Origin of the sequence: Clostridium sp. B9 (assembly GCF_050509515.1) — a bacterium.
In the GTDB taxonomy this organism is placed as follows: domain Bacteria; phylum Bacillota; class Clostridia; order Clostridiales; family Clostridiaceae; genus Sarcina.
In genome coordinates this window covers 2000144-2026759 of sequence record NZ_JBNWKA010000003.1, presented here as the reverse complement: position 1 = coordinate 2026759, position 26616 = coordinate 2000144, and the positions used below count along the sequence as shown (strand labels likewise).

Annotated in this window: 22 protein-coding genes, 1 pseudogene and 1 riboswitch; of the genes and pseudogenes, 20 read left to right on the top strand and 3 right to left on the bottom strand. The window is 29.4% G+C overall.

All coding sequences use genetic code 11. The features are described 5' to 3' along the window. Positions 1-9: 9 nt before the first annotated feature. Positions 10-176: riboswitch (cobalamin riboswitch) on the top strand. A 221-nt stretch (positions 177-397) separates the two neighbouring features. The 15 genes and pseudogenes from ACQZHJ_RS09170 (at position 398) to ACQZHJ_RS09100 (ending at position 18113) form a co-directional block, all read left to right on the top strand. Beyond that, positions 398-1243: a sirohydrochlorin cobaltochelatase gene (locus tag ACQZHJ_RS09170; protein ID WP_430485252.1), complete on the top strand. Its 846-nt coding sequence runs from the start codon at positions 398-400 to the stop codon at positions 1241-1243. Beyond that, a complete protein-coding gene (locus tag ACQZHJ_RS09165; protein ID WP_430485251.1) occupies positions 1244-1873 on the top strand; it encodes a precorrin-8X methylmutase in 630 nt (209 codons plus the stop codon). 18 nt (positions 1874-1891) lie between these two features. After that, on the top strand, positions 1892-2974 hold the full coding sequence (cbiD, locus tag ACQZHJ_RS09160; protein WP_430485250.1) for a cobalt-precorrin-5B (C(1))-methyltransferase CbiD: 1083 nt from the start codon (positions 1892-1894) through the stop codon (positions 2972-2974). 19 nt (positions 2975-2993) lie between these two features. Further along, on the top strand, positions 2994-3605 hold the full coding sequence (gene cbiE / locus ACQZHJ_RS09155) for a precorrin-6y C5,15-methyltransferase (decarboxylating) subunit CbiE (RefSeq protein WP_430485249.1): 612 nt from the start codon (positions 2994-2996) through the stop codon (positions 3603-3605). 15 nt (positions 3606-3620) lie between these two features. Then, on the top strand, positions 3621-4214 hold the full coding sequence (gene cbiT / locus ACQZHJ_RS09150) for a precorrin-6Y C5,15-methyltransferase (decarboxylating) subunit CbiT (RefSeq protein ID WP_430485248.1): 594 nt from the start codon (positions 3621-3623) through the stop codon (positions 4212-4214). Then, positions 4214-4876, top strand: a complete 663-nt coding sequence (locus ACQZHJ_RS09145; RefSeq protein WP_430485247.1) for a cobalt-factor II C(20)-methyltransferase — start codon at positions 4214-4216, stop codon at positions 4874-4876. The genes cbiT and ACQZHJ_RS09145 overlap by 1 nt, the downstream gene beginning before the upstream one ends. Before the next feature lie 64 nt (positions 4877-4940). Then, positions 4941-5697 (top strand): annotated as a pseudogene (gene cobM, locus ACQZHJ_RS09140) (precorrin-4 C(11)-methyltransferase). A gap of 1 nt (position 5698) precedes the next feature. Then, on the top strand, positions 5699-6709 hold the full coding sequence (cbiG, locus tag ACQZHJ_RS09135; protein WP_430485246.1) for a cobalt-precorrin 5A hydrolase: 1011 nt from the start codon (positions 5699-5701) through the stop codon (positions 6707-6709). Beyond that, complete coding sequence (gene cobJ / locus ACQZHJ_RS09130; protein ID WP_430485245.1) at positions 6710-7432, top strand: precorrin-3B C(17)-methyltransferase; 723 nt, start codon at positions 6710-6712, stop codon at positions 7430-7432. A 195-nt stretch (positions 7433-7627) separates the two neighbouring features. Beyond that, positions 7628-8395, top strand: a complete 768-nt coding sequence (locus ACQZHJ_RS09125) for a cobalt-precorrin-6A reductase (protein ID WP_430485244.1) — start codon at positions 7628-7630, stop codon at positions 8393-8395. Between the two features lie 13 nt (positions 8396-8408). Next, positions 8409-9413 carry an ABC transporter substrate-binding protein gene (locus ACQZHJ_RS09120; protein WP_430485243.1) on the top strand — a complete coding sequence of 335 codons (1005 nt, stop codon included), beginning with the start codon at positions 8409-8411 and terminating at the stop codon, positions 9411-9413. Between the two features lie 14 nt (positions 9414-9427). Continuing rightward, positions 9428-10483, top strand: a complete 1056-nt coding sequence (locus tag ACQZHJ_RS09115; protein ID WP_430485242.1) for a FecCD family ABC transporter permease — start codon at positions 9428-9430, stop codon at positions 10481-10483. A gap of 19 nt (positions 10484-10502) precedes the next feature. Then, positions 10503-11261: an ABC transporter ATP-binding protein gene (locus tag ACQZHJ_RS09110; RefSeq protein WP_430485241.1), complete on the top strand. Its 759-nt coding sequence runs from the start codon at positions 10503-10505 to the stop codon at positions 11259-11261. 404 nt (positions 11262-11665) lie between these two features. Continuing rightward, positions 11666-17572, top strand: a complete 5907-nt coding sequence (locus ACQZHJ_RS09105; RefSeq protein WP_430485240.1) for a discoidin domain-containing protein — start codon at positions 11666-11668, stop codon at positions 17570-17572. A 91-nt stretch (positions 17573-17663) separates the two neighbouring features. Continuing rightward, entirely contained in the window at positions 17664-18113 is a 450-nt protein-coding gene (locus tag ACQZHJ_RS09100; RefSeq protein ID WP_430485239.1) for a thioredoxin family protein, read from the top strand. 142 nt (positions 18114-18255) lie between these two features. On the opposite strand, the gene ACQZHJ_RS09095 is transcribed toward ACQZHJ_RS09100, so the two are convergent. Further along, positions 18256-19911 (bottom strand): S-adenosylmethionine decarboxylase, encoded by a 1656-nt coding sequence (locus tag ACQZHJ_RS09095; protein ID WP_430485238.1) that lies wholly within the window; start codon positions 19909-19911, stop codon positions 18256-18258. A 191-nt stretch (positions 19912-20102) separates the two neighbouring features. Between ACQZHJ_RS09095 and ACQZHJ_RS09090 the strand changes: the two genes are divergently transcribed. From ACQZHJ_RS09090 to ACQZHJ_RS09080, 3 genes are all read left to right on the top strand, one after another. Then, on the top strand, positions 20103-20546 hold the full coding sequence (locus ACQZHJ_RS09090) for a PIN domain-containing protein (RefSeq protein ID WP_430485237.1): 444 nt from the start codon (positions 20103-20105) through the stop codon (positions 20544-20546). A gap of 99 nt (positions 20547-20645) precedes the next feature. After that, positions 20646-21809: a class I SAM-dependent methyltransferase gene (locus ACQZHJ_RS09085; RefSeq protein WP_430485236.1), complete on the top strand. Its 1164-nt coding sequence runs from the start codon at positions 20646-20648 to the stop codon at positions 21807-21809. Positions 21810-22039: 230 nt separating this feature from the next. After that, positions 22040-22837 carry a 5'-methylthioadenosine/adenosylhomocysteine nucleosidase gene (locus tag ACQZHJ_RS09080; RefSeq protein WP_430485235.1) on the top strand — a complete coding sequence of 266 codons (798 nt, stop codon included), beginning with the start codon at positions 22040-22042 and terminating at the stop codon, positions 22835-22837. Positions 22838-22999: 162 nt separating this feature from the next. Here ACQZHJ_RS09080 and ACQZHJ_RS09075 read toward each other — a convergent pair whose 3' ends face one another. Together ACQZHJ_RS09075 and ACQZHJ_RS09070 are read right to left on the bottom strand one after the other, a co-directional pair. Further along, the gene (locus ACQZHJ_RS09075; RefSeq protein WP_430485234.1) at positions 23000-23146 is read right to left on the bottom strand and encodes a hypothetical protein; all 147 of its coding nucleotides are present in this window, start codon (positions 23144-23146) and stop codon (positions 23000-23002) included. A 92-nt stretch (positions 23147-23238) separates the two neighbouring features. Continuing rightward, on the bottom strand, positions 23239-24423 hold the full coding sequence (locus ACQZHJ_RS09070; protein WP_430485233.1) for a class I SAM-dependent methyltransferase: 1185 nt from the start codon (positions 24421-24423) through the stop codon (positions 23239-23241). 333 nt (positions 24424-24756) lie between these two features. Here ACQZHJ_RS09070 and ACQZHJ_RS09065 point away from each other — a divergent pair, with 333 nt between their 5' ends. Beyond that, positions 24757-26136, top strand: coding sequence for a sulfurtransferase (locus tag ACQZHJ_RS09065; protein ID WP_430485232.1), 1380 nt, complete (start codon positions 24757-24759; stop codon positions 26134-26136). A 2-nt stretch (positions 26137-26138) separates the two neighbouring features. Beyond that, positions 26139-26564, top strand: a complete 426-nt coding sequence (locus ACQZHJ_RS09060; RefSeq protein ID WP_430485231.1) for a hypothetical protein — start codon at positions 26139-26141, stop codon at positions 26562-26564. Positions 26565-26616: the final 52 nt, after the last annotated feature.

Sequence of the window (26616 nt, the reverse complement as noted above, 5' to 3'; positions counted from 1 at the left end):
ATAATGAAACAAAGAATACTATTTTTAGATTAAGGGAAAGTGGTTAAAATCCACTACAGCCCCCGCTACTGTAATAGGATACAAGTTTCAAAGCATCCACTGGCGTAATAATGCTGGGAAGGAAGAAATGAGGACAGGCCTTAAGTCAGGATACCTTTCTAAAAATAATTAACTGGACTTCGGAGGGAAGATTTAGTGATTATTATGGATATGTATATTTAAATTATACAATGCGAATAGTTATGGTTTACTATTTTGCGATATTATGTAATGATTATGAGTTTTAGAAGAAGCATCTGGTTTTAAAATCAGATGCTTTTTTATTTTAATAAACTAAATAGTATTGAGTAAGTCAATATTTAAAATTATTTTTTAATGAATGTAAAGAGGTGTAAAATTGAAAAAAGCTATTTTAGTAGTAAGTTTTGGGACAAGTCATTTAGACGCATTAAATAATTCTATAAGTAAAATAGAAGATTTAATAGGAGAAAATTTTAGGGAGTATGATATTTATAGAAGCTTTACCTCTCATAAAATAGTAAAGAAGATTAATGAAAAGCATGGAATAAAAGTTTTATTTCCAGAGGAATCTTTAAAGTTATTAAATGAAAAAGGATATGAGGAAGTAATAGTTCAACCACTACATATAATACCAGGAGAGGAATTTGAATATGTAAAGCATATGGTTGAACAGTATAAGAATGAATTTGGAAAAATTGAATTAGGTAGACCTATATTTCATTATGAAGGATTTGAGGAAGGTCCTAATGATTATTCAAAGTTCGTTGAAAAAATGAAATGTATATTAGAGGAAAATAGTCCTTGTGTATTAGTTGGACATGGAAGTGCTCATCCATCAAATGCTGTTTATGGATGCTTACAATCTATATTGAATGACAATGAATATGAAAATGTTTTCGTCGGAACAGTTGAGGGTTATCCTAATTTTAATGATGTTTTAAGAAGAGTTAAAAGAAATAATATAAGTGAACTTAAAATAATTCCATTAATGGTTGTTGCAGGTGACCATGCTAAAAATGATATGGCATCTGATGAAGAGGATTCTTGGAAGAGTAGATTTGAAAATGAGGGAATAAAAACTTCTGTTGTTTTAAAAGGATTAGGAGAATATGAGGAGTTTAGAGAACTTTATATTGATAGAGTTAATGATGTAATAAGTGGTAGATACAAAGGTTTAGGAGAAACTAAAAAGAAAAAACACAGAAAGGTGTTGATTGGATAAATGAGTTATATGAAAAATCCTATGGGAATAGAGAAAAGAAGTTTTGAAATAATTGAATCTGAAATGCAGAATCATAGTTTTTCAAAAAGAGAGTTAGAAATAGTAAAAAGAGTAATACATACAACTGCAGATTTTGAATATGAAGACTTAATAGAAATAAGTGAAGGTGCAATAGATGCTGGAGTAAGGGCTTTAAAAGATGGAGCTAAGATATACACTGATACAAATATGGCATTATCAGGAATGAATAAAAGAGCATTAAAAGAATTGAACTCTAAAGTGGAATGCTATGTAGGTTTAGAAAAAGTATTTGAGCTAGCAAAAGAAAAAGAAATAACTAGATCTATGGCTGGAGTAGAGCTTGCAGCTAAAGAAGATGTAGATATTTTTGTTTTTGGAAATGCACCTACAGCTTTATTTAAACTTAGAGAGCTTATAAAAGAAGGAAAGGCTAAGCCAAAACTTATAGTAGCAGTACCAGTAGGTTTTGTTGGTGCTAGTGAAAGTAAAGAAGGACTAGATGAGTTAAATGTTCCATATATAAGAGTAAAAGGAAGAAAAGGTGGAAGTACAGTAGCTGCTGCCATAATAAATGCATTACTTTACATGAACTATAATAGAGAAATGTAATAAAAGAAGGTATTTTAAATGTTTGAAATGTACATAGAAAGTGGTGGCAAAAAGTTGAGATGTGGATATACTACAGGTTCATGTGCTACAGGAGCAGCTAAGGCTGCCACATATATGCTTTTTAGTAAAAATGATATTACTAGTATAGAGATAGATACTCCTAAGAATATAAAACTTAACTTAGAAATTAATAATATAAAAAGAGAAAGTAATTCAGTTTCTTGTTCAATCATAAAAGATGGTGGAGATGATATAGATGCTACAAGTGGTATGTCTATCTTTGCTAAAGCTGAGGAAATAGATGAAGGTTTTGAACTTTTAGGGGGAGAAGGAATAGGAGTAGTAACTAAGGATGGACTTTTTGTTGAAAAAGGAGAGGCTGCTATAAATCCTGTTCCAAGAGAAATGATAAAAAAAGAGGTTTTAAATGTTTTGCCAAAAGGTAAAGGTGTGAGAATAACTATTTCTGCTCCTGAAGGAAAAGAAATAGCAAAAAAAACCTTTAATCCAAGATTAGGTATTGAAGGTGGTATATCAATTCTAGGGACAACAGGAATTGTTTATCCTATGTCTGAAGATGCAATAAAGGAATCTATACGTCTTGAAATAAGGCAAAAATCCAAAAATAATAAAGAACTTTTATTTGTATTTGGAAACATGGGAGAAAGATTTATAAGAGAGTATGGTTATGAAAAAGACAATATAGTAGTTATTTCAAATTATGTTGGCTTTTCTATAGAATGTGCTATAGCTCAAGGAGTAAAAGATATAACAATAGTAGGTCACATAGGTAAACTAAGTAAGATAGCTTTTGGGTGCTTTAACACTCATAGTAGAGTTTCCGATGTAAGACTAGAAGTTATTGCCTTAGAATTAACTCTTATGGGATATGACTTGTCTTTAATAGAAAAGGTATTAAGGGAAAAAACTAGCGAAGGAGCTGTTAAGCTTTTAGGGGATGATTTTACTGAACTATATGAAAGAATTGGTAAAAAAATATTAAAGAGACTTGATATATATTCTTATGGAGAAGTTCATTTTGATATACTTATGTATTATGGTGCAAAGGAAATGAAGCTCCTATATAAATCAAGTAATTAAAGGAGTTGAGTACTTTCATATGCTTAAAATATTAGGCTTAGGTCCAGGTCATAAGGATTATATAGTTCCGAAGGTTATAAAAATTTTAGAGGAAAGCGAAATAATAATAGGATTTGAGAGAGCTTTAGAATCTTTAAAGATATTAGATAATATTGATTTTTCAAAGTTTAAAAAAGTTGTTTCTTTAAAAGAAATATTAAATATAATAAGTGAAAATAAAGAAAAAAGTATTTCTGTAATAGCTTCTGGTGATCCAACTTTTTATGGAATAACTAATTATATAAAGAAAAATTATAATGAAAGCTTTGAAATAATACCAGGAATAAGTTCTTTTCAATATTTAACTTGTAAATTAAATAAACCTTGGGGAAATGCTTTCGTTGGAAGTATGCATGGAAGAGAAGAAAACTTCGAAAAGATTGTTAAAGAGAATAGTCTATCTATTTGGCTTACTGATAAAAAAAATACACCTAATACTCTAAGTAAGAAATTATTGGATGCCAATATAAACTGTACGGTTTATGTTGGGGAAAATCTTTCTTATGAAGATGAAAAAATTACTAAGGGGTCTCCTTTAGAAATTTTAGAAAAAGATTATGAGAATTTAGTTGTTATGATAGTTGAAAGATAGGACTTTGGAGGAAATATGAGATTTATAAAAGATTCTGAATTTATAAGAGGAAATTGTCCTATGACTAAGGAAGATATTAGAATTCTTACAATAGGTAAACTGGATTTGGAAAAGGATTCGAATTTCCTAGATATAGGTAGTGGAACAGGAAGTATAACTGTACAAGCTTCTCAATTTATAGAGGAAGGGCAAGTTTACTCTATTGAAAGAGATGAAGATGCTTTAAATGTAACTAAAGAAAATTTAAGAAAGTTTAATTGTAAAAATGTTGTTTTGCTTGAAGGTGATGCTAGAGAAAAACTTGATGAGCTTTTAGAAAAGCTTAAGAATAAAATGATTACTCCTTTTGATTCTATATTTATAGGTGGATCAGGTGGTGGCTTAGAAAATATTTTATTTAAGTCTAATGAATTATTAGGCCATAAAGGAACTATTGTTTTAAATTTTATAACTTTAAATAATGCATATAAGGCTATTGAATATTTAAAAGAATTAGGGCTAAAAGCGGAAGTATCTTTAGTTAATATAAGTAAAAATAGAGAAAATACATACATGATGATTAGCAATAATCCAATTTTTATTGTTAAGGCATTTAAGGAGGAAAAATAATGGCAATATTATATGGAATAGGTGTGGGACCAGGAGATAGTGAATTATTAACAATAAAGGCAGTTAAGGCTATAGAAAACAGTGATGTAATAGTAGCGCCAAGTGCAGAGGAAGGTGGAGAAAGTATAGCTTTAAATTCTGCTGAGGAATACATAAAAGAAGGAACTGAGATTGCTATTAAGCATTTTCCTATGGGAAAGAAAAATAGAGAGTTAAAAGTAAAAGAAGCTTATGATTTTATATTAGAAAAGCTTAGAGAGGGAAAAAATGTTAGTTTCCTAACTATAGGTGATCCTTACGTTTATAGTACATATATTCATCTTTTAAATTATGTTGAAGATAATGGATTCCATGTAAAAACTATACCTGGAATAACATCTTTTTGTGCAGCGGCTAGCATAGTCGATAGAACAATAGTTGTAGGAAATGAGCCATTACTTGTTTTACCAGCAGGAAGAGTACAAGATATAAAGGATGAAAAATTCGTTGTAATAATGAAGGTTTATAAAAAAGAAGAAGAAGTTTTAGATGTATTGGAAGAAAAAGGCTTTGAATATGTTCTTGTTAGTAGAGCAGGAAGAGAAGGAGAAAAAGTCTTAAAAACAAGAGAAGAAATTTTAAGTCATAGAGACTATATGTCTTTAATATTAGCAAGTAAATAAATAAAAATTAGTGAATATTAAGATTATAAAATTGAAGATTTACATAAGGGAGGAAGAGAATAAAATGTTATATTTTATAGGTGCAGGAACCAGGAGCTGCTGATTTAATAACAGTTAGAGGGAAAAATATTTTAGAAAAAGCTGATGTTGTAATATATGCAGGATCTTTAGTAAGTAAGGAACATTTAGATTGTTGTAAAGAGGGGGTTAAAATATATAACTCTGCTTCAATGACTTTAGATGAGGTTGTAGAAGTTATTAAAGACAATGATGGTGAAGATAAGATTATAGTTAGACTACATACAGGAGACCCATCAATATATGGTGCTATTAAGGAGCAAATGGATGAATTAGATAAATTCAATATAAAATATGAAGTAGTTCCAGGAGTAAGTTCATTTACAGCAGCAGCTGCTGCCATAAAGAAAGAATTTACTCTTCCATCAGTAACTCAAACAGTTATATTAACTAGAGTTGAAGGAAGAACCCCAGTGCCAGAAACTGAAGATCTAGAAAGATTAGCTTCTATAGGAGCTTCTATGGCTTTATTTTTATCAATTTCAATGATAGATAAGGTTGTAGATAAACTAAAAAGAGGATATGGAAGAGAAGATGTTCCTATAGCTGTTATTTCAAGAGCTACGTGGGAGGATCAAGAAATAATAACAGGAACTTTAGAAAATATATCTCAAAAAGTAAAAGAGGCTGGAATTAATAAATGTGCTCAAATATTAGTTGGAGACTTTATTGATTGCGATTATGAGAAGAGTTTACTTTACGATAAACATTTTACTCATATGTTTAGAAAAGGCATAGATTAATATGATTGGAATAATAAGTGTTACTGAAAGAGGAGACACTATTGGAAATAAGCTCTTAGAGTACTTTGAAAATAAGAATGAGTCAGTAATTAAGTTTTATAAAAGTGAGAGGGATGATTTTTCTTTAAAAATAGTAAGTGAAAAATCTTTTAAACTTTGTAAAAATATTATTTTCATAAGTTCAACAGGAATTGCTATAAGAGGAATTGCAAGTCTTATAGTAAAGAAAGATAAAGATCCAGGGGTTGTAGTAGTTGATGTGAATAATAATTTTACTATTAGTTTAGTTGGTGGACATTTAGGAGGAGCTAATGAGTTAACTTTAGAAATAAGCAGTTTATTAAATAATACGCCTGTAATAACTACAGCTACAGATAACCAAAATAAATTAGCTCCAGATATGGTAGCTAAAAACAATGGACTCATAATAGATGATCTTAGTAAGGCTAAAGAGATGGCATCAAGGCTAGTAAATAATAAAAAAGTTTATTTTAAAGATGATAGGAAAATTTTAAAAACTCCTTTAGGATATGAAAATACAGAAGAAGTTAAAGAGAATACCCTATGGGTAACAAATAAAAAATTAAATTTAACTTCAGACAATATTTTAAGATTAATAAGAAAAGATATTATCTTAGGAATAGGATGTAGAAAAAATACTGACTCTAAAGATTTGAGAGACTTTGTTAAAGAATCCTTAGAAAAATTAGATATTGATGAAAAAGCTGTTTTAATAATAGGATCAATAGATATAAAGAAGGATGAAAAAGCTATTTTAGATTTAAGCAAGTCTTTAGATTGTCCTTTTGAAACTTTCTCAAAAGATGAAATAAAGAAGGTTCAAGATAATTTTGAGGGTAGTGATTTTGTTGAAAAATCTATTGGAGTAAGAGCTGTTTCAGAGCCAGTAGTCCTATTAATGGATGGAAATATAATAATCAATAAGATAAAGAAAAATGGAATGACATTAACTATTGGAGAGAAAAATTTTAAAAAATTAGGAGGCATTTAAGTGGGAAAGTTATACGTAATTGGAATAGGTCCTGGAGGACTAGATGAAATGACTTTAAGAGCTGTGAAAGCTATAGAAGAATGTGATGTAATAGTTGGATATACAAAATATATAGAAATGGTTAAAGAATTAATCGCAGAAAAAGAAGTGTTTAAGACAGGAATGCGTGGAGAAGAGGAAAGATGTAAGGAAGCTTTATCTCTAAGTAGAGATAAGAAGGTAGCTCTTATAAGTACTGGAGATTCAGGGATTTATGGAATGGCTGGGCTTATTTTAGAAATGAGAAAAGATGAAAATGTAGAGATAATACCTGGTATAACAGCATCAAGCGCTGCTGGATCAGTCTTAGGTGCTCCTCTAATGCATGATAATTGTAATATAAGTTTAAGCGACTTAATGACTCCTTACGATGAAATAAAAAATAGAGTTAAATTAGCTGCAGAGGGAGATTTTGTAATATCTTTATACAATCCAAAGAGCAAAGGAAGACCTCATTATTTAAAAGAATGCATAGAAATAATAAGAGAGTTTAGAAAGGAAGATACTCCTATTGCAGTAGTCAGAAATGCTTTAAGAGAGGATGAAAGCAAGGAAATATTTACTCTTAAGAATTTTACTGATGAAAATGTAGACATGTTCTCTATAGTAATCATAGGTAATTCAAAGAGTTATATTAAGGATGGATATTTCATAACTCCTAGAGGATATAAAATAAATAATTAATTATTTATTTGGTTTAAATTGATATTTATAGTTGTATAAGTTGTTTAATTATTAGGCTCTGTTTTAAACTAGTGTTGATTTCTAGATAATAGAAACTCTTTGTGCGATTAAGTTAGATATGAGGAGAGGGCTAGAAATCAATACTTACTTAAAATAGAGCCTAAAAACAAAATCTTAATTTAGGATGATGATAAAATGATAGGATTTATACTTGGAACTTCAGAAGGAAAGGACTTTTTAAGAGGTCTTAAAGATTTTCAAGAGAGAATAGTTGTTTCAACGGCTACAGAATATGGTGGAGAGTTATTAAGTGAATTTGATGTTGCACATGTTAATACAAAACCTTTAGATGAAAAAGAACTTAAAGAGTTTATAAAAAGATTTAACTTAAAAGTTTTAGTAGATGCTTCGCATCCATATGCTAAAAATGTTAGTGAAAATGCTCTAAAAGCTTGTAAAGAGTTAAAGATTGAATACATAAGGTATGAGCGTTCTGGTGTTTTAACAAAACTTGAAGATGAAAATATAATAAGAATAAGTTCTTTACAAGAACTTAAAAATATTGATTCAGATATAAATGGAACTTTACTTAATACAACAGGAAGCAATGGAATAAAAACCATTTTAAATTTAAATTTAAAAAATAGAGTGATTCATAGGGTATTACCTTCTATAAAAGTGATGAATGATATATTTGAGCTTGGAGTAAGGGTTGAGGATATTATTGCTATAAAAGGTCCAATTGGATATGAATTAAATAAAGCATTTATAAAGGAATATAATGCAAAGGCTCTTTTAACGAAGGATAGTGGAATAAGAGGGGGAGCTTTAGAAAAAGCTAAAGCTGCATTAGATAGCAATATAAAATTAGTAATACTTGAAAAACCTAAGGTTAAGTATGGAAAAAGTTTTTCGAGTATAGATGAAACAATAAACTATACGAAAAGAGTTTTAAATAAGTAAGGGGAAGAAAGATATGAAAAAGAAAAGAATTTTAGGTTTGGCTACATTGGGATTATTTGTTACTTTGGCTTTAGGGGGATGTGGGAAAAGTATTGAAAATACTTCAGTTGAAACTTTTAAAGCTACTGAAAATGGATATCCAGTTACTATAAATACATATGATCAAAATGGAAAAGAGTTTAAGGAGACATTTAAAGAAAAGCCTAAGAGAGTTGTTAGTACAAATCAAACTACAACGGAAATAATGCTTGATTTAGACTTACAGGATTATTTAGTTGGAACTGCTTTTATGGACAGTCCTATATTACCTAGATTAGAGGATAAGTATAAGAAAATGAATGTTCTTTCAGAAACATATCCTAGCAAAGAATCAGTTTTAGCCTTAAATCCTGATTTGATAATAGGATGGAAAAGTGTATTTTCTGATAAAAACTTAGGCTCTGTAGAAGCTTGGAATGAAAAGGGTGTAAATACCTTTATTCAAAGAAATTCTGGGATTGCAAAAGAGCAAACTTTAGAAGATGTTTATGAAGATATTGAAGATATTGGAACTATATTTAATATAGAAGATAAAGCTGATAAATATGTAGATAATATAGAAGATAGAATAGATAAAATAACAGAACAAACTAAAGAAGTAAAAGAACCTATGAAAGTTTTAATATTAGAAGGAGAAGGAGAAAATAAATACAGAGTGTATGGACCTAAATCTCTAGTTTCAGATATGGTATTAAAAGCAGGTGGAGTTAATATTGCAAAGGATTCTGGAAGTGTAGGAATTGAAAACATAATAGAAATGAATCCTGATGCTATAGTTCTTATACACTATTTAATGCAGAATAAAGATAATAAGGAAGAAAATTCATTGCTAGAGAATCCGGCATTGAGAAATGTTACAGCTATAAAAGAAAATAAAATAATATATACACCACTTGCAGAGACTTATGCTGGAGGGGTTAGAACAGTAGATGGAATAGAAAGAATAGCTAAGGGATTATATCCTAATTTGATAAAATAACAAAGGAGAATTTGATGAGTTTATTAAATCTAAAAAAAGAAAAGAATAAGACAATCATAATTGGATTCTTTTTATTTTTTCTTTTTATTTTGTCTATTATTTTAGGAATATCATTTGGCGCAGTAGATATTCCACCTTCTGATGTTTATAGTGTTTTTTTATATAAACTATTTGGTATTAAGATTGGAAATATTGGACATGTATTGAATAGTACAGTTTTTGATATTATTTGGGAAGTAAGGATGCCAAGAGTTTTATTAGGAGCTTTTACTGGAATGAGCTTAGCTGTAGTTGGTGTTATTATGCAGGCTACAATACAAAATCCATTGGGAGATCCATATATACTCGGGCTTTCTTCAGGAGCATCCTTAGGAGCAACATTTTCAATTCTTATAGGGTTCACTGGAATACTATCAAACTTTGGAGTAGGATTTGGAGCTTTTTTAGGAGCTTTAGTAGCCGCGATTTTAGTTTATTTCTTAGCGAAAATAGGGGGAAGAATTACTCCATTTAAAATGATATTAGCTGGAATGATTATAAGTTCTATTTGCTCTTCATTGACAAGTCTTATAATATTTCTATCTAAAGATAATGAAGGGATAAGAACTGTGAACTTTTGGATGATGGGAAGTTTAGCTGGAGCAGATTGGAGTAATATTGTTTTACCAATATTAGTTTCAATAATTCCGATTATCTATTTTTTTACTCAATGTAGAAACTTAAATCTTATGGTTTTAGGTGATGAAACATCTATAACTTTAGGGTTAAATATAGAAAAGCATAGAAAAATATATATGATTTTATCCTCTTTAGTAACAGGAGTAATAGTTTCAGTTTGTGGAACTATTGGATTTGTTGGAATTATGATACCTCATATAGTAAGGCTGTTATTTGGAACAGATCATAAACTTTTATTACCTTTTAGCGCTTTACTAGGAGCAATATTTCTTATTTGGACAGATGTTTTAGCTAGATGTGCTATTCAAAACATGGAGTTACCTATAGGTATAATAACAGCAATAGCTGGAGCACCATTTTTGTTATGGCTTATGGTTAAAGGAAATAATTGATTAAGAAAGGGAAGCTAAAATGATAAAAGTTGAAGAATTAAATGTATCATTAAGTAAAAATAAAATTATAGAAGATATTTCTTTTAATATTGAAAAAGGTGACTTTGTAGGGGTTATAGGACCTAATGGAAGTGGTAAATCTACTTTGTTAAAGACAATATATAAGGTATTAAAGCAAGATAGTGGAAAGATTTATATAAAAGGTGAGGATAGTGAAAAAATAAGTATAAAATCTATGGCTAGAGAATTAGCAGTTGTAAGTCAGTTTAATGATTACAATTTTAATTTTAAAGTTAAGGATATAGTAATTATGGGAAGAAATCCTTATAAAAAATCTTTTCAGTTAGATAATAAAGAAGACTTTGTAATAGTTAAAGAAGCTTTGAAAAAGGTCAATATGTATTCAGATAAGGATAGAGATTTTTTAAGTTTATCAGGGGGAGAAAAACAAAGAGTTATTTTAGCAAGAGCATTGGCACAAAAGACAGATATTTTAATTTTAGATGAGCCTACAAATCATCTAGATATAAAATATCAAATTGAAATAATGAATATTGTTAAGGACTTAAATATAACGGTTTTAGCAGCACTACATGATATGAATCTGGTTGCTTCATATTGTAATAAGGTTTATATGATGAAGGATAAAAGAATTGTTTTTTATGGAGAAAAAAGTGAGGTTTTAATACCTAAGAATATAAAATCAATTTTTGGTGTTGATTGTGAAATTGGAAAAACCTCTAATGGGAAAATGACAATAAATTTTTTGTTTAATTAATATTAAGTTCATATTTGTTTTTTTTAGTAGTATTTTTTGAAATTTAAAATAGAAAAATACTACTTTTTTTATTTTGATTATCAAAAAAAATATAAAATATATATTTTTTAATAATAATTTTTGGAGAAAATATATTATTATTAAAAAATAATGAAAAATAACTTTCAATAGATTTATTTCAAAATAAAAACATTAAAGGAATAAATTGACATAAAAATATTTTTTATATAGAATAATGATGTAGTGACAAGATGATAATCTAAAGTTGATTATAAATTTATATTAATAGCACTTAGAAAAAACACTAGAAATTAAATTATCAATAGAGTCTATAGCTGTATTATTATAAATTTGTAAAAGGATTTGATTCTTAAAAAATGAATATGGGAAACGGGGGGAGAACAATGAAAAGAAAGATGATAATCAAAAAGCTAAGTGTCTTAGCATTAGGTACTGTCTTTGCTTCAAATCTTATGCTACCTACAACATCGATTTATGCGTATCCAATAGAAGGTGAAAGCATAAATCATAATGTTAAAAAGGAAGGTGTAGAAGAAGAAACACCAAAAGAGACTGATTACTATCAAATTGGTGGAGTAGAAAGTTTTACTCAAAATGAAAACGATGTAATTCTAAGCTTAACAACAGGTGAAAAATTAAAAGTTTCATTTTTAACTGATGATGTTTTAAGAGTTTATATGGATCCAACAGGAGAATTCCAAGAGGAGCCAGATACAAATGGAAAAGATCACACAACTAAAATAATTGACAAGGCTGAAGAAGAGTATGCAAATCCAACTCCAAGTGTAGAAGATGGAGAGGTTATAAAAATTGGTACTAGTCTTGTTGAATTAAGAATAGAAAAAGCTACAGGGAAAATGGAACTTTTCAGTAAGGCCAGCAATAAAACTCTTTGGAAAGAAGCGGAACCTCTAAAATATAAGGGAAGAGAAACTGTTCAGACTTTAGAGTCAAATAAAGATGAATACTACTATGGTGGAGGAATGCAAAATGGACGTTTCTCACATAAAGGTAAGAAAATAAATATTAAAAATGAAAATAACTGGGTAGATGGAGGAGTTGCAAGTCCAAATCCATTCTATTTCTCAACTAATGGATATGGAGTTATGAGACACACTTTCCAACCAGGAGTATATGATTTTGAGTCAACTGAGTCTGGAAAAGTTACAACAACTCATAATGAGAGAAGATTTGATGCTTATTATTTTGTTGATGAAAAACCAACAAATATTATAGATAAATTTACAGAATTAACAGGAGAGCCTGTATTATTACCTGAGTATGGATTCTATTTAGGACATGCAAACTGTTATTCTCGTGACTGGATAAATGATGAAACAGGACAAGAGTCACAAACACCAAAACCTGGATTTGATAGACAAGAAACATTAATGGTAGATGCTAAAAAAATTGTTGATGATCATGTTAAAAATGATACTCCACTTGGATGGTTCTTGCCAAATGATGGTTATGGATGTGGATATGGTCGTGAAGAGACTATAGATGGAAATATAGACAATCTAAAAGAATTCGTTGATTATTCAAGAGGATTTGGTATTCAAACTGGTCTTTGGACACAAAGTCAGTTAAAGCCAACTGGAAACCAAGCTGCATACCTTGAAAGAGATATAGATAAAGAGGTTGGAGTAGCTGGTACAAATGGAGTTAAAACTGATGTTGCATGGGTTGGTCCTGGATATTCATTTGCTCTTAACTCAGTAAGACAGGCTGCTGAAGGTATAGTAAATAACTCTAAGGATAACGCAAGACCATTTATAGTTAGTTTAGATGGTTGGGCTGGAACTCAAAGATATGCAAGTATTTGGTCTGGAGACCAATATGGGGGAGAGTGGGAGTATATTAGATTCCATATTCCAACGTATATAGGATCAGGTCTTTCTGGACAACCTAATGTTGGTTCTGATATGGATGGTATTTTTGGAGGAAGTGCTTTAGTACAAGCAAGAGATTTCCAATGGAAGACATTTACTCCAGTTCAAATAGACATGGATGGATGGGGATCAAATGCTAAGAATCCTTATGTATTCGGAGAACCATATACTTCAATAAACAGAATGTATCTAAAGCTTAAAGGCGAAATGATGCCATATAACTACAGTATAGCTAATGAGGCTACTGAAGATGGGGTTCCAATGATTAGAGCTATGATGCTTGAATATCCAGAAGCGTATACTTATGGAACAGCTACTGAGTATCAATATATGTGGGGACCAAATATGTTAGTAGCTCCAATTTATCAAAATACAGCTGCTGATGAAGTTGGAAATGATATAAGAAATGATATTTATCTTCCTGATGAAGATCAAATATGGATAGATTACTTTAGTGGTACACAATATAGAGGTGGCGGAGTATTAAATAACTTTGATGCACCATTATGGAAGGTTCCTGTTTTTGTTAAGAATGGAGCTATAATTCCAATGACTAGTGAAAATAATAATCCAGAAGAAGTAGATGATTCTCATAGAATTTATGAAGTATATCCAAGCGGGGATACAAACTTTGAGGTTTATGAAGATGATGGATTAACAACTTCTTATAAAGAAGGAAAATCAGCTAGAACTATGGTTACTTCAAGTGCTCCTAAAACTGGAGAGGGCACTGCTGTTATAACTGCTGGATTATTAGAAGGTGATTATAATGGAATAACTGTTGAAAGATCAACAGAATTTATAGTAAATGTTAGTAAGAAACCAACAAGCCTTAATGTTACTGTAGGTGGAGGAGATGTTACATTAACTGAAGCTACAACACTAGAAGAGTTTGAAAATGGAACTAACATGTACTTCTATGATGAATCTCCAAACTTAAATAAGTATGCTACTGAAGGTTCAGACTTTGCAGATGTAGAGATTACTACTACTCCTAAGGTATACGTAAAAGTTGATAAGACAAATGTGAAAGAAAATGAAGTTAAATTAACAGTTGAAGGTTTTGAAAATGTTCAACCTATAGATAAGAATGAAGTTAATGCAAACTTAAGTACTCCAAGTAATTTTGGAGCTGATGAAGAAGGAATTACTCCTGAGTCAATTAAGCTAACTTGGGATGCTGTAGAAGGTGCTACAACTTATGATGTAGAAGTAGATGGTGTTGTATTTAAAAATATCAAGACTAATGAATACCTTGATACAGAGCTACATTATGATACTGATTATAACTATCGTGTACGTAGTGTAAATCAAGATGGACATTCAGAGTGGAGTGAATTAATAACAGTTAGAACAGATTTAGATCCATATAGAAATGTTCCTAAAGATATGAAGGCAGATTGGAAGTGGGGACAATACAGCAGTGATGAACCATTCAAAGCTTTAGATGGAGATGATGCATCACAGTTCCATTCAGCTGGAAGTGCTATTGATAAGCCGTTTATAATTGATATGCAAAAAGCTTATGAAATAGAAAAATTAGAATTGTTATTTAGAAAAAATGGTAATGGTTCTGTTAGAAGAGCAGAGATATATAGTAGCTTAGATGGAGTTAACTATGAGAAGGTATTTAGTAATGCTCAAGGTTCAGATATTCCAAAATGGGAAACTGATGGAGAAGTTAAAACTATAGAATTTAATGAGCCAATAAAAGCTCGTTACTTCAAAATTGTAACTAAGGAGTCAATTGGAAATTTCTTAACAATGAGAGAATTTAGACCATATAAAGTTGATGGGACTAATGGACAAGTTGTTGGAGACTGGAACAACAGTGGAAGTATAGAAGAAGGAGATTTAGTGTTCCTTGAAAACTATACTGGGTTAACAACCGTAGACTCAGACTGGGGATATGTATCTTCAGCAGACTTAAATGCTAATGGTGTTATAGATGCATATGATATTTCTTATGTTGCTAGCCAATTAGAGGGTGGAATTAAGCCGTCAGAAGGTAAGGAATTAGAAGGAGAAATCATGCTAGTACCTAGCAAGACTGATATTAAGGCTGGAGAAACATTTACAATAGATGTAGTTGGAACTGGGCTTTCAGATATTAATGCATTCAGTGTTGAACTTCCTTTAGATGCTTCTAAGTATGAATACATTAAGACACAAGGAACTGTTCCTACAGCTGGAATGAGAAATCTTTCTAAAAATAGAGTTCATACAGATGGTACTCAAGATGTTTATGTAACATTTACTAACGTTGGAGACAATGTAAGAGTAAGTGGAACAGATACAATAGCAAGAGTAGAATTAAAGGCTAAACAAAATTTAACTTGGGATATAGAAGCTACTCATGCATTATTAGTTGATAGTAAATTAAATTCTAAGACTGCTATAGCAGAGATAGTTGATCCTGAAACAGAATTGCCTTCAGGTAGACCAGAAACTAGTAAGATTGAAAAAGAACACATTACAGTTGATGGCGATTCAAGTCAATTACAAGCTAATATGGGATTAGATAAGTTAATAGATGGAACTACAAGCAGTGATGATGGTTCACGAATGGATCTTAAGTGGGTATTTACTCCAGATCAAGAGGATAAAGGAACGCTTCCTTTCGAAATGATATTTGAATTTGATGAGCCGAAGAAATTGGATAACTTTACTATTTACAATAGAACAAATAGTGATGGAAGTATAAATTCAGCTGCAATGAAGAAAGTTAAAGCTGTTGGATACTTAAATGGACAAGAAGTTGATTTAGGCGAAAAAGCAGATATTAGAACTGCTACTACTGTTTATGAATTAGATGGACAAGAGTTTGATAAGATTGTAATTACTGCTTTAGAATCTCATAAAGATATGCATACATTAGCAATAAATGAGATTGAGTTCTATGAAAAAGCTGGTGTAGAGGCTAATGGAATAAGCTTTGTAGAAGGTACTCCAAAGTCAGTATATCTAAATAAAATAACACCAATATTTGCACAGGTTACTCCTGATAATGCAAATAACTTAAACTACAGATTAGTATCAGATAATCCAGAAGTTCTAGAAGTATTACGTGTTGATAGAGCAGCTGAAGTAACTTACTATGTTCGTGGATTAAAATCAGGTGTTGCTACTCTTATAGCTACTACAGCTGATGGAAAACACACTGTTTCTCATGAAGTAGTTGTTTCTGATGGAATAGATAAGACATTATTAGCTAACATGATAGATGAAGCTAAATCACATGAAACTTTAAGCGAAATCTATACACCAGAAACTTATGATGCATTAAGATTATCAATAATTGCTGCAGAAGAAGTTTTAAGTAATAGCAATGATGAGAAAGAAGTAAGTGATGCTATTGTAGATTTAAGAAATAAAATTAATGCTTTAGAAGAGCGTGGAACTATTGAAGAACAAAAGTTAGACTTCAATAAGTTAACTGCTATAGATGCTACAAGTGAAGCAGATCAGGATTATATGGAAAATGCAGTAGATGGAGATGAAAATACTATATGGCATTCAGGTTACCAAGCTGCTGATAAATTGCCTGTATCTATAACTATCGAGTTAGATGAAGCTCATACTCTTAATCAAATAGATTATTTACCAAGACAAAATAGTAGAAACGGTCATATTACTAAGTATATGGTTGAAACAAGCTTAGATAATGAGAATTGGACAGAAGCTAGAACTGGTGCTTTAGAAGTAAATAAAGCTGGAACTGCTTTAGCTGATACTGGATATAATCCAATAAGATTTAATTCTGTTAAAGCTAAGTATGTAAGATTTACAGCTCTTGAAACTTTAGGAGATACAAACAACAAGTATGCAAGTGCTGCTGAGCTTGTATTATATGGAACTAAAGATTCTATAAGTGCTGAGTCAATCACATTAGAGAAAACTGAGTTAGCTCTTAAAGTGGGCGGAACTGAGCAATTAGTTGCTGTATTAAACCCAGTTGAAAGTACTGATGAGATAACTTGGGCTTCAAGTGATGATTCTATAGTTACAGTTGATGCTAATGGATTAGTTACTGCTACAGGTGCTGGAGCTGCTACTATTACAGCTACAATACCAAATGGTGAGACAGCTACTGCTACTGTAACTGTAACAGAAGATTCAGAAGAAATCATAGTTAATCCAGTTAGAAACTTCAAGGAGGCTGAGGTTAATAAGAAAACTGTAAGTGTAACTTGGGAAGCGCCAGAAACTACAGTTGGATTAGAAAGCTATGTTCTTTACAGAGATGGAAAGAAAGTAGGAGAGGTTCCAGCTAATGAAACTTCTTATATGTTCAAAGGACTAAATAGACACACAATCTACAACTTCAAGATTGCTGCTAAATACTCTGATGGACAAGTTTCAAGCAAGGAATCAATAACTCTTAGAACTGCAAGATAATAAAATCATTAAATAATATAATTAAGAGGAGTGAGGATTTTGCCTTGCTCCTTACTACATACTGATATACATTGACGAGGAGAGGGATTAAATGAGAAGGATATTAAATTTATTATTAGTTGTATTATTAACATTTACTTTTATTGGATGTGGAAACAAGGAATATGAAAGAGATACATCCAGCGGAGAAAAAATTATTGTAAGCTTAGATGAAGCTCTTGCTATGGCTACGGATGAAGAAGCAATAATTCTTTTAGGGAGACCTACATGCAGGGATTGTTTGATTTTAGAAGATATACTTGTATCATATCTAGAAGATCATAAAATAACCATATATGAAGTTAATCTAGACAATGAAGGTACATCAGAAGAGGAAATTCAACGTAATAGAAATAAAATAAATAAAGTCTTTCCAGACTTTAATTCAACTCCATCAATGTATTATGTTAAAAGTGGAAAGATAATTGATGAAATAATAGAGGCTTCAAGTGAGGAAGAATTAGATAAATGGGTTGTAAAAAATAGACTTGATGCAAAATAAATATATTAAAGTCAAAAATATCTCTACAGGAAAAGTATTCACTTGTAGAGATATTTTTGTATATAATTAAAGCTTTTGAAGAGAATATAAATAAGATGTTTTTACAGAAATGCATATCTTAAATTTAAAATACTATTAAATCTTAATTATGTCTCATTCTATCCAATAAAGTTCCATCTGAAAATTTGTTTTCACCAATTATAATATCACCTATATGATGTTTTATATATTCACCATAGTTGTTTTTTGTTGAAGACAAAAGCTCATCAATAAAGTATATTCCTTTAGGTATATTATCTAAAGTTAAAACGCATAATGCGCCATATACACCGGATGCTACTTGAATATATGTTGCATTAGTCTTATATTTTTCATAAGTTTTTTTATTGTTTAAAGAATTATACATATATATTTCAAAATCATCATAACTTAAAAGAACACCAACTAAATCATCACCTATTAAAGAATCTTTTTCGGGATTTAAAACTTCAGTAGGTTTATTCCAAAGTTCGTCTATAGTATCTATATTATTTTTAATGATTTTTGTTGTATGATCATTAATCTTGTATATAAATCCAGTCTCCATGTTATACATTTTACCAAGAGTAATAGCTTCTTCATGGGGCATCAAACAACCATAAAAGATCTTATTTCCCAATGAAACCTTAAATTCTAATTCATATATTTCATTATAGAGGAATATGGATTCGTGATTTTTCATAAAGGTTGGATAACTATCTATAGCTTCATCTAAAAAGCCTTCAGGGTACCAAGTAGTATAGATTGTATCTTTATTTACCTTTGATTTATCCTCTAAAAAGGATGTATCTTCTTCTATGATATAACATCCATTAGGAAGATGATTTTTTCTTTTCATTAATTCTATGGCCATCCATTGAACTACTCCTGGATTCATTCCAGAGCAAATAATAGCTGTTGTATTTTTAAATTCATCCCTATGACTTTGAAAAATTTCATACCTTTCCTGAGATTGAAAGCCTTGGATATCTTCATTTTCATCTACAGATGTACTTTCTAAAGCAGTATTAATATATCTAACTCCTAAACTATTGCAACACTTTAAGGTTGATATAGTATCTGAATAAGAAAGATCTATAACTATTGAAGTTTTAGTATTCTTAAGATGGTTTTCAAGATTTGTTGCATCATTGGCATCAAATTCATATAAATTAATTTTATCTTTTAAGTTAGGAAATTTATTATTATAATATGATATAAGATTTTGATTTAAATCAACTAAATGAAGATTTACATCTTTTATAAAGTTATATATTGGGTCATCAGGGTCCTTAATTGCAATATTTAAAATTGATAAAAATGATTTAGAAACTCCACCATTGCTTCCTAAGATACTTATATTGTATGGAGGCGTTAAGGAAGAATCATTTCTATATAAATTTAGATTTGGGGTAAACTCACAAATAGATAAGTTTGGATTTAGAGATTCAGTTATTTCGCACTTTGTAGCCTTTAAAATTTTTTTTATATAATTAAAGCCTACAAAGGCGGTTTCATTATATAGATTGGTGAAAAAATCTATCTCTACATCTTGATTACTATCCTTAGTTTTAATGGATAATTTGGATTTCTTTAAATTAATTATAAAGGTTAGACCATCTGAATTTGGTAAAAAGAAAGAGTTTTTTATTTTACCTATATTTAATTCTTTAGTCATTTCATATAGATATAGTGTAAATAAAGAATGGTTAGATAATATTTCTTTACTACAATTTGTAAGATTAACTTTTATATGCCTTAAGTAATTTTCCTGAATCATGATTAAAGCTCCTATATTTTTATACTAATAATAATATGATTTAAAGTAGCTTTTTGACAATTTCACAATAAGGTTAGGATTTAAATAAGTACCAAGGGAAAATAGCATTGTAAAAATATTTTTATAATGTCATAAAGGTAATTTAAATACAGTCTGTAATAAAAAAATATATAAGTTGGTGATAACTAAAAATGGGAAAATATATATTAGATACTAATATAATCATAAGTCTTTGGAAACAAGATAGGGCGATTAAAAGTTTTATAGAAGATAATGATATTTTAATTCTGAGAGAAGTATTAGAGGAATTATCAAAAAAGGAGAGAAAAAGGTTTAATGGAGCAGAGATAATGTCTGAGAGATTTATGAAACTAGTTCCATTTATGTATGAAAGCAATAAATTTTCATTTGAAGAATTTTTAAGTGATATAAATTTTGAAAATATAAAAGGCAAATCATATTATTATCAAGGAAATAAACTTACAGAAATAGATTTACTTCTTGTTTTTGCCACAAAATGTAATGGAGAATTTCAATTGGTTACTGAGGACTTAGGATTATTTGATTTTGCTAAAAATATTCTAGGGGACAATAAAGTTTTACGGTTAGGCTCTGTTTTAAGTGAGTTATTATAAGTTTATTTGATATATGAGTAAATCTTAGGTATTATATTATATAGCAAGTTAAGTTATAGAAATTAATTTAACTTAATATAAAATTTGTAAGGTGATTTAATGGAAGAATTAATAAAGTCAATTGATAAGATTACTAATGAAGAAATAGTAAAGTTAGTAATAAGCAATAAAATGAATAAAGATATTGAATACAAGAAGATAGTATTTGAACTTAAGGAGAAAAATAAAAAAGAGTTTTATCAAATAGAAAAGTACACTGATAAGCAGGTTTTTCATGAAAATATAGAAAAGTCAGAAATAAAATCTAAAGTTTTAGAATTATTTGCTTCAAATTATAAGCAGTTAAATGCTTTTTCAAAGGATAAATCCTTTGATCTTAAAGTTTCTAAAAAAGGAAAGGTGTTTTTAGGAATTAAAAATAATGAGAATTTAAAGATTGTTAAGAAGGAACATAATAGAAAGAAAAATTACATATTAGAAGAGGGTATGATTATAGAGCCTCTTATAGATTTGGGTGTTTTTACTAAAGAAGGAAAAGTTATAAATTCAAAATATGATAAATATAAGCAAATAAATAGATTTATAGAAATTATAGATGATGAGATAAAGAAAATAGATCAAGAAGAACTTACTATATTAGACTTTGGATGTGGTAAGTCATATTTAACATTTATATTATACTACTACTTTGTTGAGATTAAGAAGATAAAGGTTAATATGATTGGACTAGACTTAAAAGCTGATGTAATTAAAAAATGTAATGATATAGCTAAAAAGTACAATTATGAAAATCTTCGCTTTGAATTAGGTGATATAAATGGATTTAAATATAATAATAAAGTTGATATGGTAATAACTTTACATGCTTGTGATACAGCAACCGATTATGCTTTATATAATGCTATTAAATGGAATACTAAAATGATATTCTCAGTACCATGTTGCCAACATGAATTTAATAGCCAAATAGAAAGTGAAAAGTTTTCTATATTAACTAATTATGGAATAATAAAAGAGAGAATATCAGCTCTTATGACAGATTCTGTTAGAGCAAATCTTTTAGAGTGTGCAGGATATAAAACACAACTTCTTGAGTTTATAGACATAGCTCATTCTCCAAAGAACATATTAATAAGAGCAACTAAGAGCAATGTTTCGAAGGGTAAGAAAGAGAAAGCTTTAAAGGAAGTTAATAATCTTATTGAGGAGTTTAACTTAAGTCCAACACTATATAAGTTACTACAAGAAGAGAATATTATATAATTCGTATAAAAGAACAATCAAGTTTTGATTGTTCTTTTTTGTTTTTATAGTTTTAATTGAATTTTATTTTTGGGTTAAATGTTAATAAATTGTATACTTTGCTAAAAAGCAAATAGAAACCCTTGTGAAAAAATAAAAAGTATGTATAATTATCTGTGTAATAACGAAATATTTATATTGTTTTTGGAATAAAGTTCGTTATATAAAATTCGAGGGGGATAAAATAGAGTATGTTAAAGAAAATGACAACTATTTTATTAGCAGTGCTTATTACAAGTTTAGCTTTTGTTGGATGTAGCATTGATAATAAAAAAGAGGCGAGGGCAGAAGAGAAAAATACCATAGGAATAATAGGTGCTATGAATGAAGAATTAGAAGTTCTTCTTAAGGATATGAAAAATAAAAAAGAAGTTAAAAAGAATGATTTAACTTTTTATGAGGGTGATCTTTGGGGACAACATGTAGTAGCAGTTGTTTCAGGAGTTGGAAAGGTAAATGCGGCATCATGTACTCAAATATTAGCAAGTGAATTTAAAGTTAATTCTATTATTAACATAGGAGTTGCTGGGGGAGTATCAAAAGATATATATCCTGGAGATGTAGTAATAGGAGATACATATGTTCAACATGATATGGATACTACAGTTTTTGGAGATAAAGTTGGACAGGTTCCGAGAATGGCTGTTTATGATTTTAAGGCTGATGAAAATTTGTTGAATTTAGCTAAAGAAGCTGCGAAGACAGTTCCAGATATAAATACTTATGTTGGCAGAATAGTTTCTGGTGATCAATTTATAGCCGATAGTGGAAAAGTACAATGGCTTGAAAAAGAATTTAACGCAAAGGCAGTTGAGATGGAAAGTGCAGCCATAGCACAAGTTGCTTACTTAAACAATATACCATTTGTAATAATACGTTCAATATCAGATAATGCTAATAATGGAGCACATATGGATTACGAAGAATTTATTCCAATAGGAGTTAAGAATTCAACGTCTATATTAAAAGCAATGTTTGAAAAAATGTAGTCTTAGTTTTAAAAAGATAATTGATATTTTAAAATAAACAAAAAAGATACATCAGAATGTTTTGATGTATCTTTTTTGTTAGATTTGTTTTAAATCAGCATTGATTTTATATAGGTCTAAATATATCGCAAAATCAATGCTCACTTAAAACCAAGACTTAAATTAAAATTTAGGACTTATTTCTTCTCTTTGAATTCTTTTAATCTCTTTAAGTCTTAAATTTGTTACTTCCATTATTTTATCAAATGATTCCCCATCAATAATCATTTGCTTAGCAAGATCATGGGAAGATTTATTTTTACTATTCATAATAAGTACCTCCTATTAAGTTAAAATTCATTTTAGTTTTAACTTAAGTAAGAAAATGTATGTTATGATTTTATAGGTAATTAAGTTATTTATTAATCTTCATATAAATATTTTCTTGTCATAGGAAGTGAGTTGTTTATTCCTTTTGAGTATAGAGTTTGATGAACATCTATATCCCAATAGTGGAAGGCAGCTGCACAAGTTGCTAAATATAGGTGCCACATTCTTAAGAAGTTTTCATCAAACATTTCGCGTTCTTCACCTAAATGATCCATAAAGTTTTTAACCCATTCTTCTAATGTTCTCATATAGTGAAGTCTTAAGCTTTCAACATCAATAACATGGAAGTTTAAATCAGCAGCAATTGTAAGCTCTTCTCTTAATGTTGGTAAATATCCTCCAGGGAAAATATATTTAGTAATCCATTTGTTACCTTCAGTTTCAACAAGATTAGTTATATTATGAAGTAAGAAAAGACCACTCTCTTTTAAAATGGAATCTACATTTTTAAAGAATAGAGGAAGGTTAGCGTGGCCAACATGTTCAGCCATTCCTACACTTACCACTCTATCAAACTCTAAGTTTGATTTTTCAAGGTTTCTATAATCCATAAGTTCAACCTTTACTAAATCTTCTAATCCTTCATTTTTTATTCTTTCATTAGCCTTTTTAAATTGTTCTTCGCTAAGTGTTATTCCTAAAGCTTTTACTTTGTAAAGTTTAGCTGCTTCTATTATTAAATAGCCCCAGCCACAACCAATATCTAAAAGTCTTTGTCCTTCTTTTAGATTAAGTTTTTTTAATATGTAATGTATTTTATTCATCTGGGCATCATAAAGAGTATCAGACTCTTCTTTAAAATATCCACATGAATAACTCATAGTTTTATCTAACCAAAGACTATAAAAATCATTTCCAATATCATAATGATGAGCAATATCCTTTTTTGATTTTAATAGTGACGGTGCTTTAATTTTTGAAGCAAGTCTAAATACAGTACTTTGATTCATAAAGCTATCTTTATTACGAAGTATGCTTTCAAAGAATTTTTGAAGATCTCCTTCTATATCAATATCCCCATTCATATAAGCTTCACCTAAAGCAACACTAGGATCTGATATAAGATCTTTTTTGCTTGGAAAGTTTTTTATTATTAATTTGAATTCTGGATTTCCTTCTCCATATTTAAGTGTTTCGCCATCCCAAAACTCTAAATCAAATGTTCTATCTGAAAGATGTTCAGCGATGGATTTAGCTATAGTTTTATTCATTTCCATTAAAATCACCTCTTTATAAAAGTTATATTTTTATAATACTCCTAATGATTTTAATTGACATAAATAAAGTAACCTTTAAATCTTTATTATCCTTTAAATATGCAAAATAATATATAAATTACTCAAAAATACACATGTATAAAAGAAAAAAATGGTATTTAAAATAGAAAAATATCATAAATTATCACTAAATAATAAATAAATTTAAGTTTTGAGAGTGAAAAATATAATTTTAACAAAAAAATAAGAGAATGTTTACTAATTTATATAAATTTGATATGCTTTTAAAAGAACTAAAAGTTTAAATTAAAACAAATACTAAGGAGGATAATAATGAGTTTATTAAAGAAATTTTCTTTAGGCTTAGTAGTAGCTATGTCTACATTTACTTTTGTAGCTTGTAGCAGCGATAAAAGTGTTAAAACTAATGATATAACACTTAAATCATTAACGACTAAAGAAGTACAAGAAGACTTAAAAGATAAGTCATGGGTTGCTGTTGATACTCGTTTAAGTGATTCATTTAATGGATGGATATTATACGATGAGGCAAGAGGCGGACATATTCCAAATGCAGAGGATTTTTCAGCGAATTGGATAACTTTTGAAGTTAAGGATAAAAAAGAAAAGGAAGCTAAATTAGAAGAAGCTCTAAAGACTAAGGGAATAACTCCAGATAAGAATATTATTCTATATGATGCTAATGGAGAAGATTCAAAGGTTGTAGCAAAGTACTTAGAAGAAAAGGGCTACAAGAACTTATATTCATATGATATTAAAGAATGGGCTAAAGATGAGAGTTTGCCATTAGAAAAATATGAAGATTATAAAGAGATAATTCCAGCTAAGGTTCTTAAAGAGATATTAGATGGTAAAAAGCCAGAAACTTTTGAAAATGCTAAAGATATAAAAGTGTTTGAAGCAAGTTGGGGAGATGAAAATCAAAGTTATGGAAAAGGACATGTTCCTACAAGTGTTCATATAAATACAGATACTATTGAACCACCAACAGAAAATCCGCCTCAATGGATGTTAGCTTCACCAGACAAGTTAACAAAATTTGCAGAAGAGTATGGAATAAATAAAGATGATACTATAATACTAACTGGTGCAGAGCAAATGGCAGCTTATAGAGTCGCAAGTGTGCTTAAATACATGGGAGTTAAGGATGTAAGAGTTCTAAATGGTGGAGATAGTGCTTGGACAAGTGCTGGATATGAATTAGAAACTAAGGTTAATCCTAAAACTTCAGGTGGAAGTTTCGGTGAAACTATACCAGGAGATCCAAGTGTAATAACTACTATTCCAGAACTTAAAGAAGATCTTAAGAAGTCAGATTTCACTTTAGTAGATAATCGTTCTTGGGATGAATACATAGGAAAAGAATCAGGATATAGTTACCATGATAAAAAAGGTAGAATTCCAGGAGCTGTATATGGATATGCTGGAACACATGGTTCAACTTCTCTAGATTATTATAGAAATGTTGATAATACTATGAGGAATGGATATGAAATAGAAAAAATGTGGGAAGACCAAGGAATAAACTTAAAAAATCATCTTGCATTTATGTGTGGAAGTGGTTGGAGAGCTGCGGAAGTTTATTACTATGCAAATGTGATGGGACTTAAAAATACATCAATTTATAGTGATGGATGGATTGGTTGGAGTAATGCTGGTAATCCATCAGTAACAGGAGATCCAACTAAATAATTATGAATAAATTAAAGAAAATTTTATATCCAATAATAGTATTAATTCAATTAGTTTTATGGGTAGGAGTAATTGCTGTACAGTATTTCACAAAGAAAAGTGCAGGGGTAATGCATCATATATATTTCAAAAGATATGAATATTCAAATATTTTAACTGATGCAAAATTAAATCAACTATTATTAAGTGTAGTGATTTTAACCATAGTATTTCTATGTTTAGCTATATATTTAATGAAGAATAAGAAAGATAGCTTTATAATAACTCAATTAGTTATTTTGGTAATAGCAGTTATAATATTAGCGCTAGTTATCAAACTTAAGTTTTTTGGAGGATTATTAGCTTATTATTACTTTATAATAGTAGCCAGTATAGTTTTCTTACTTCAATTTTTATGGAATGTGATACTTTTATTAAAAGCCAAATAACATAATATAATTTAAAATAAAACATCTTATTTAACGATAAGATGTTTTATTT

Excerpts from the sequence above, each read along its gene's own strand:
- ACQZHJ_RS09075 (WP_430485234.1), bottom strand. The coding sequence starts at position 23,146 with ATGAATAGTAAAAATAAATCTTCCCATGATCTTGCTAAGCAAATGATT.
- ACQZHJ_RS09125 (WP_430485244.1), top strand. The coding sequence starts at position 7,628 with ATGATAGGATTTATACTTGGAACTTCAGAAGGAAAGGACTTTTTAAGA.
- ACQZHJ_RS09065 (WP_430485232.1), top strand. The coding sequence starts at position 24,757 with ATGAGTTTATTAAAGAAATTTTCTTTAGGCTTAGTAGTAGCTATGTCT.
- ACQZHJ_RS09115 (WP_430485242.1), top strand. The coding sequence starts at position 9,428 with ATGAGTTTATTAAATCTAAAAAAAGAAAAGAATAAGACAATCATAATT.
- ACQZHJ_RS09165 (WP_430485251.1), top strand. The coding sequence starts at position 1,244 with ATGAGTTATATGAAAAATCCTATGGGAATAGAGAAAAGAAGTTTTGAA.
- ACQZHJ_RS09105 (WP_430485240.1), top strand. The coding sequence starts at position 11,666 with ATGAAAAGAAAGATGATAATCAAAAAGCTAAGTGTCTTAGCATTAGGT.
- ACQZHJ_RS09110 (WP_430485241.1), top strand. The coding sequence starts at position 10,503 with ATGATAAAAGTTGAAGAATTAAATGTATCATTAAGTAAAAATAAAATT.
- cbiG (WP_430485246.1), top strand. The coding sequence starts at position 5,699 with ATGATTGGAATAATAAGTGTTACTGAAAGAGGAGACACTATTGGAAAT.
- ACQZHJ_RS09080 (WP_430485235.1), top strand. The coding sequence starts at position 22,040 with ATGTTAAAGAAAATGACAACTATTTTATTAGCAGTGCTTATTACAAGT.
- cbiD (WP_430485250.1), top strand. The coding sequence starts at position 1,892 with ATGTTTGAAATGTACATAGAAAGTGGTGGCAAAAAGTTGAGATGTGGA.
- ACQZHJ_RS09095 (WP_430485238.1), bottom strand. The coding sequence starts at position 19,911 with ATGATTCAGGAAAATTACTTAAGGCATATAAAAGTTAATCTTACAAAT.
- ACQZHJ_RS09100 (WP_430485239.1), top strand. The coding sequence starts at position 17,664 with ATGAGAAGGATATTAAATTTATTATTAGTTGTATTATTAACATTTACT.
- ACQZHJ_RS09145 (WP_430485247.1), top strand. The coding sequence starts at position 4,214 with ATGGCAATATTATATGGAATAGGTGTGGGACCAGGAGATAGTGAATTA.
- cbiT (WP_430485248.1), top strand. The coding sequence starts at position 3,621 with ATGAGATTTATAAAAGATTCTGAATTTATAAGAGGAAATTGTCCTATG.
- ACQZHJ_RS09060 (WP_430485231.1), top strand. The coding sequence starts at position 26,139 with ATGAATAAATTAAAGAAAATTTTATATCCAATAATAGTATTAATTCAA.
- ACQZHJ_RS09070 (WP_430485233.1), bottom strand. The coding sequence starts at position 24,423 with ATGGAAATGAATAAAACTATAGCTAAATCCATCGCTGAACATCTTTCA.
- ACQZHJ_RS09120 (WP_430485243.1), top strand. The coding sequence starts at position 8,409 with ATGAAAAAGAAAAGAATTTTAGGTTTGGCTACATTGGGATTATTTGTT.
- ACQZHJ_RS09090 (WP_430485237.1), top strand. The coding sequence starts at position 20,103 with ATGGGAAAATATATATTAGATACTAATATAATCATAAGTCTTTGGAAA.
- cbiE (WP_430485249.1), top strand. The coding sequence starts at position 2,994 with ATGCTTAAAATATTAGGCTTAGGTCCAGGTCATAAGGATTATATAGTT.
- ACQZHJ_RS09085 (WP_430485236.1), top strand. The coding sequence starts at position 20,646 with ATGGAAGAATTAATAAAGTCAATTGATAAGATTACTAATGAAGAAATA.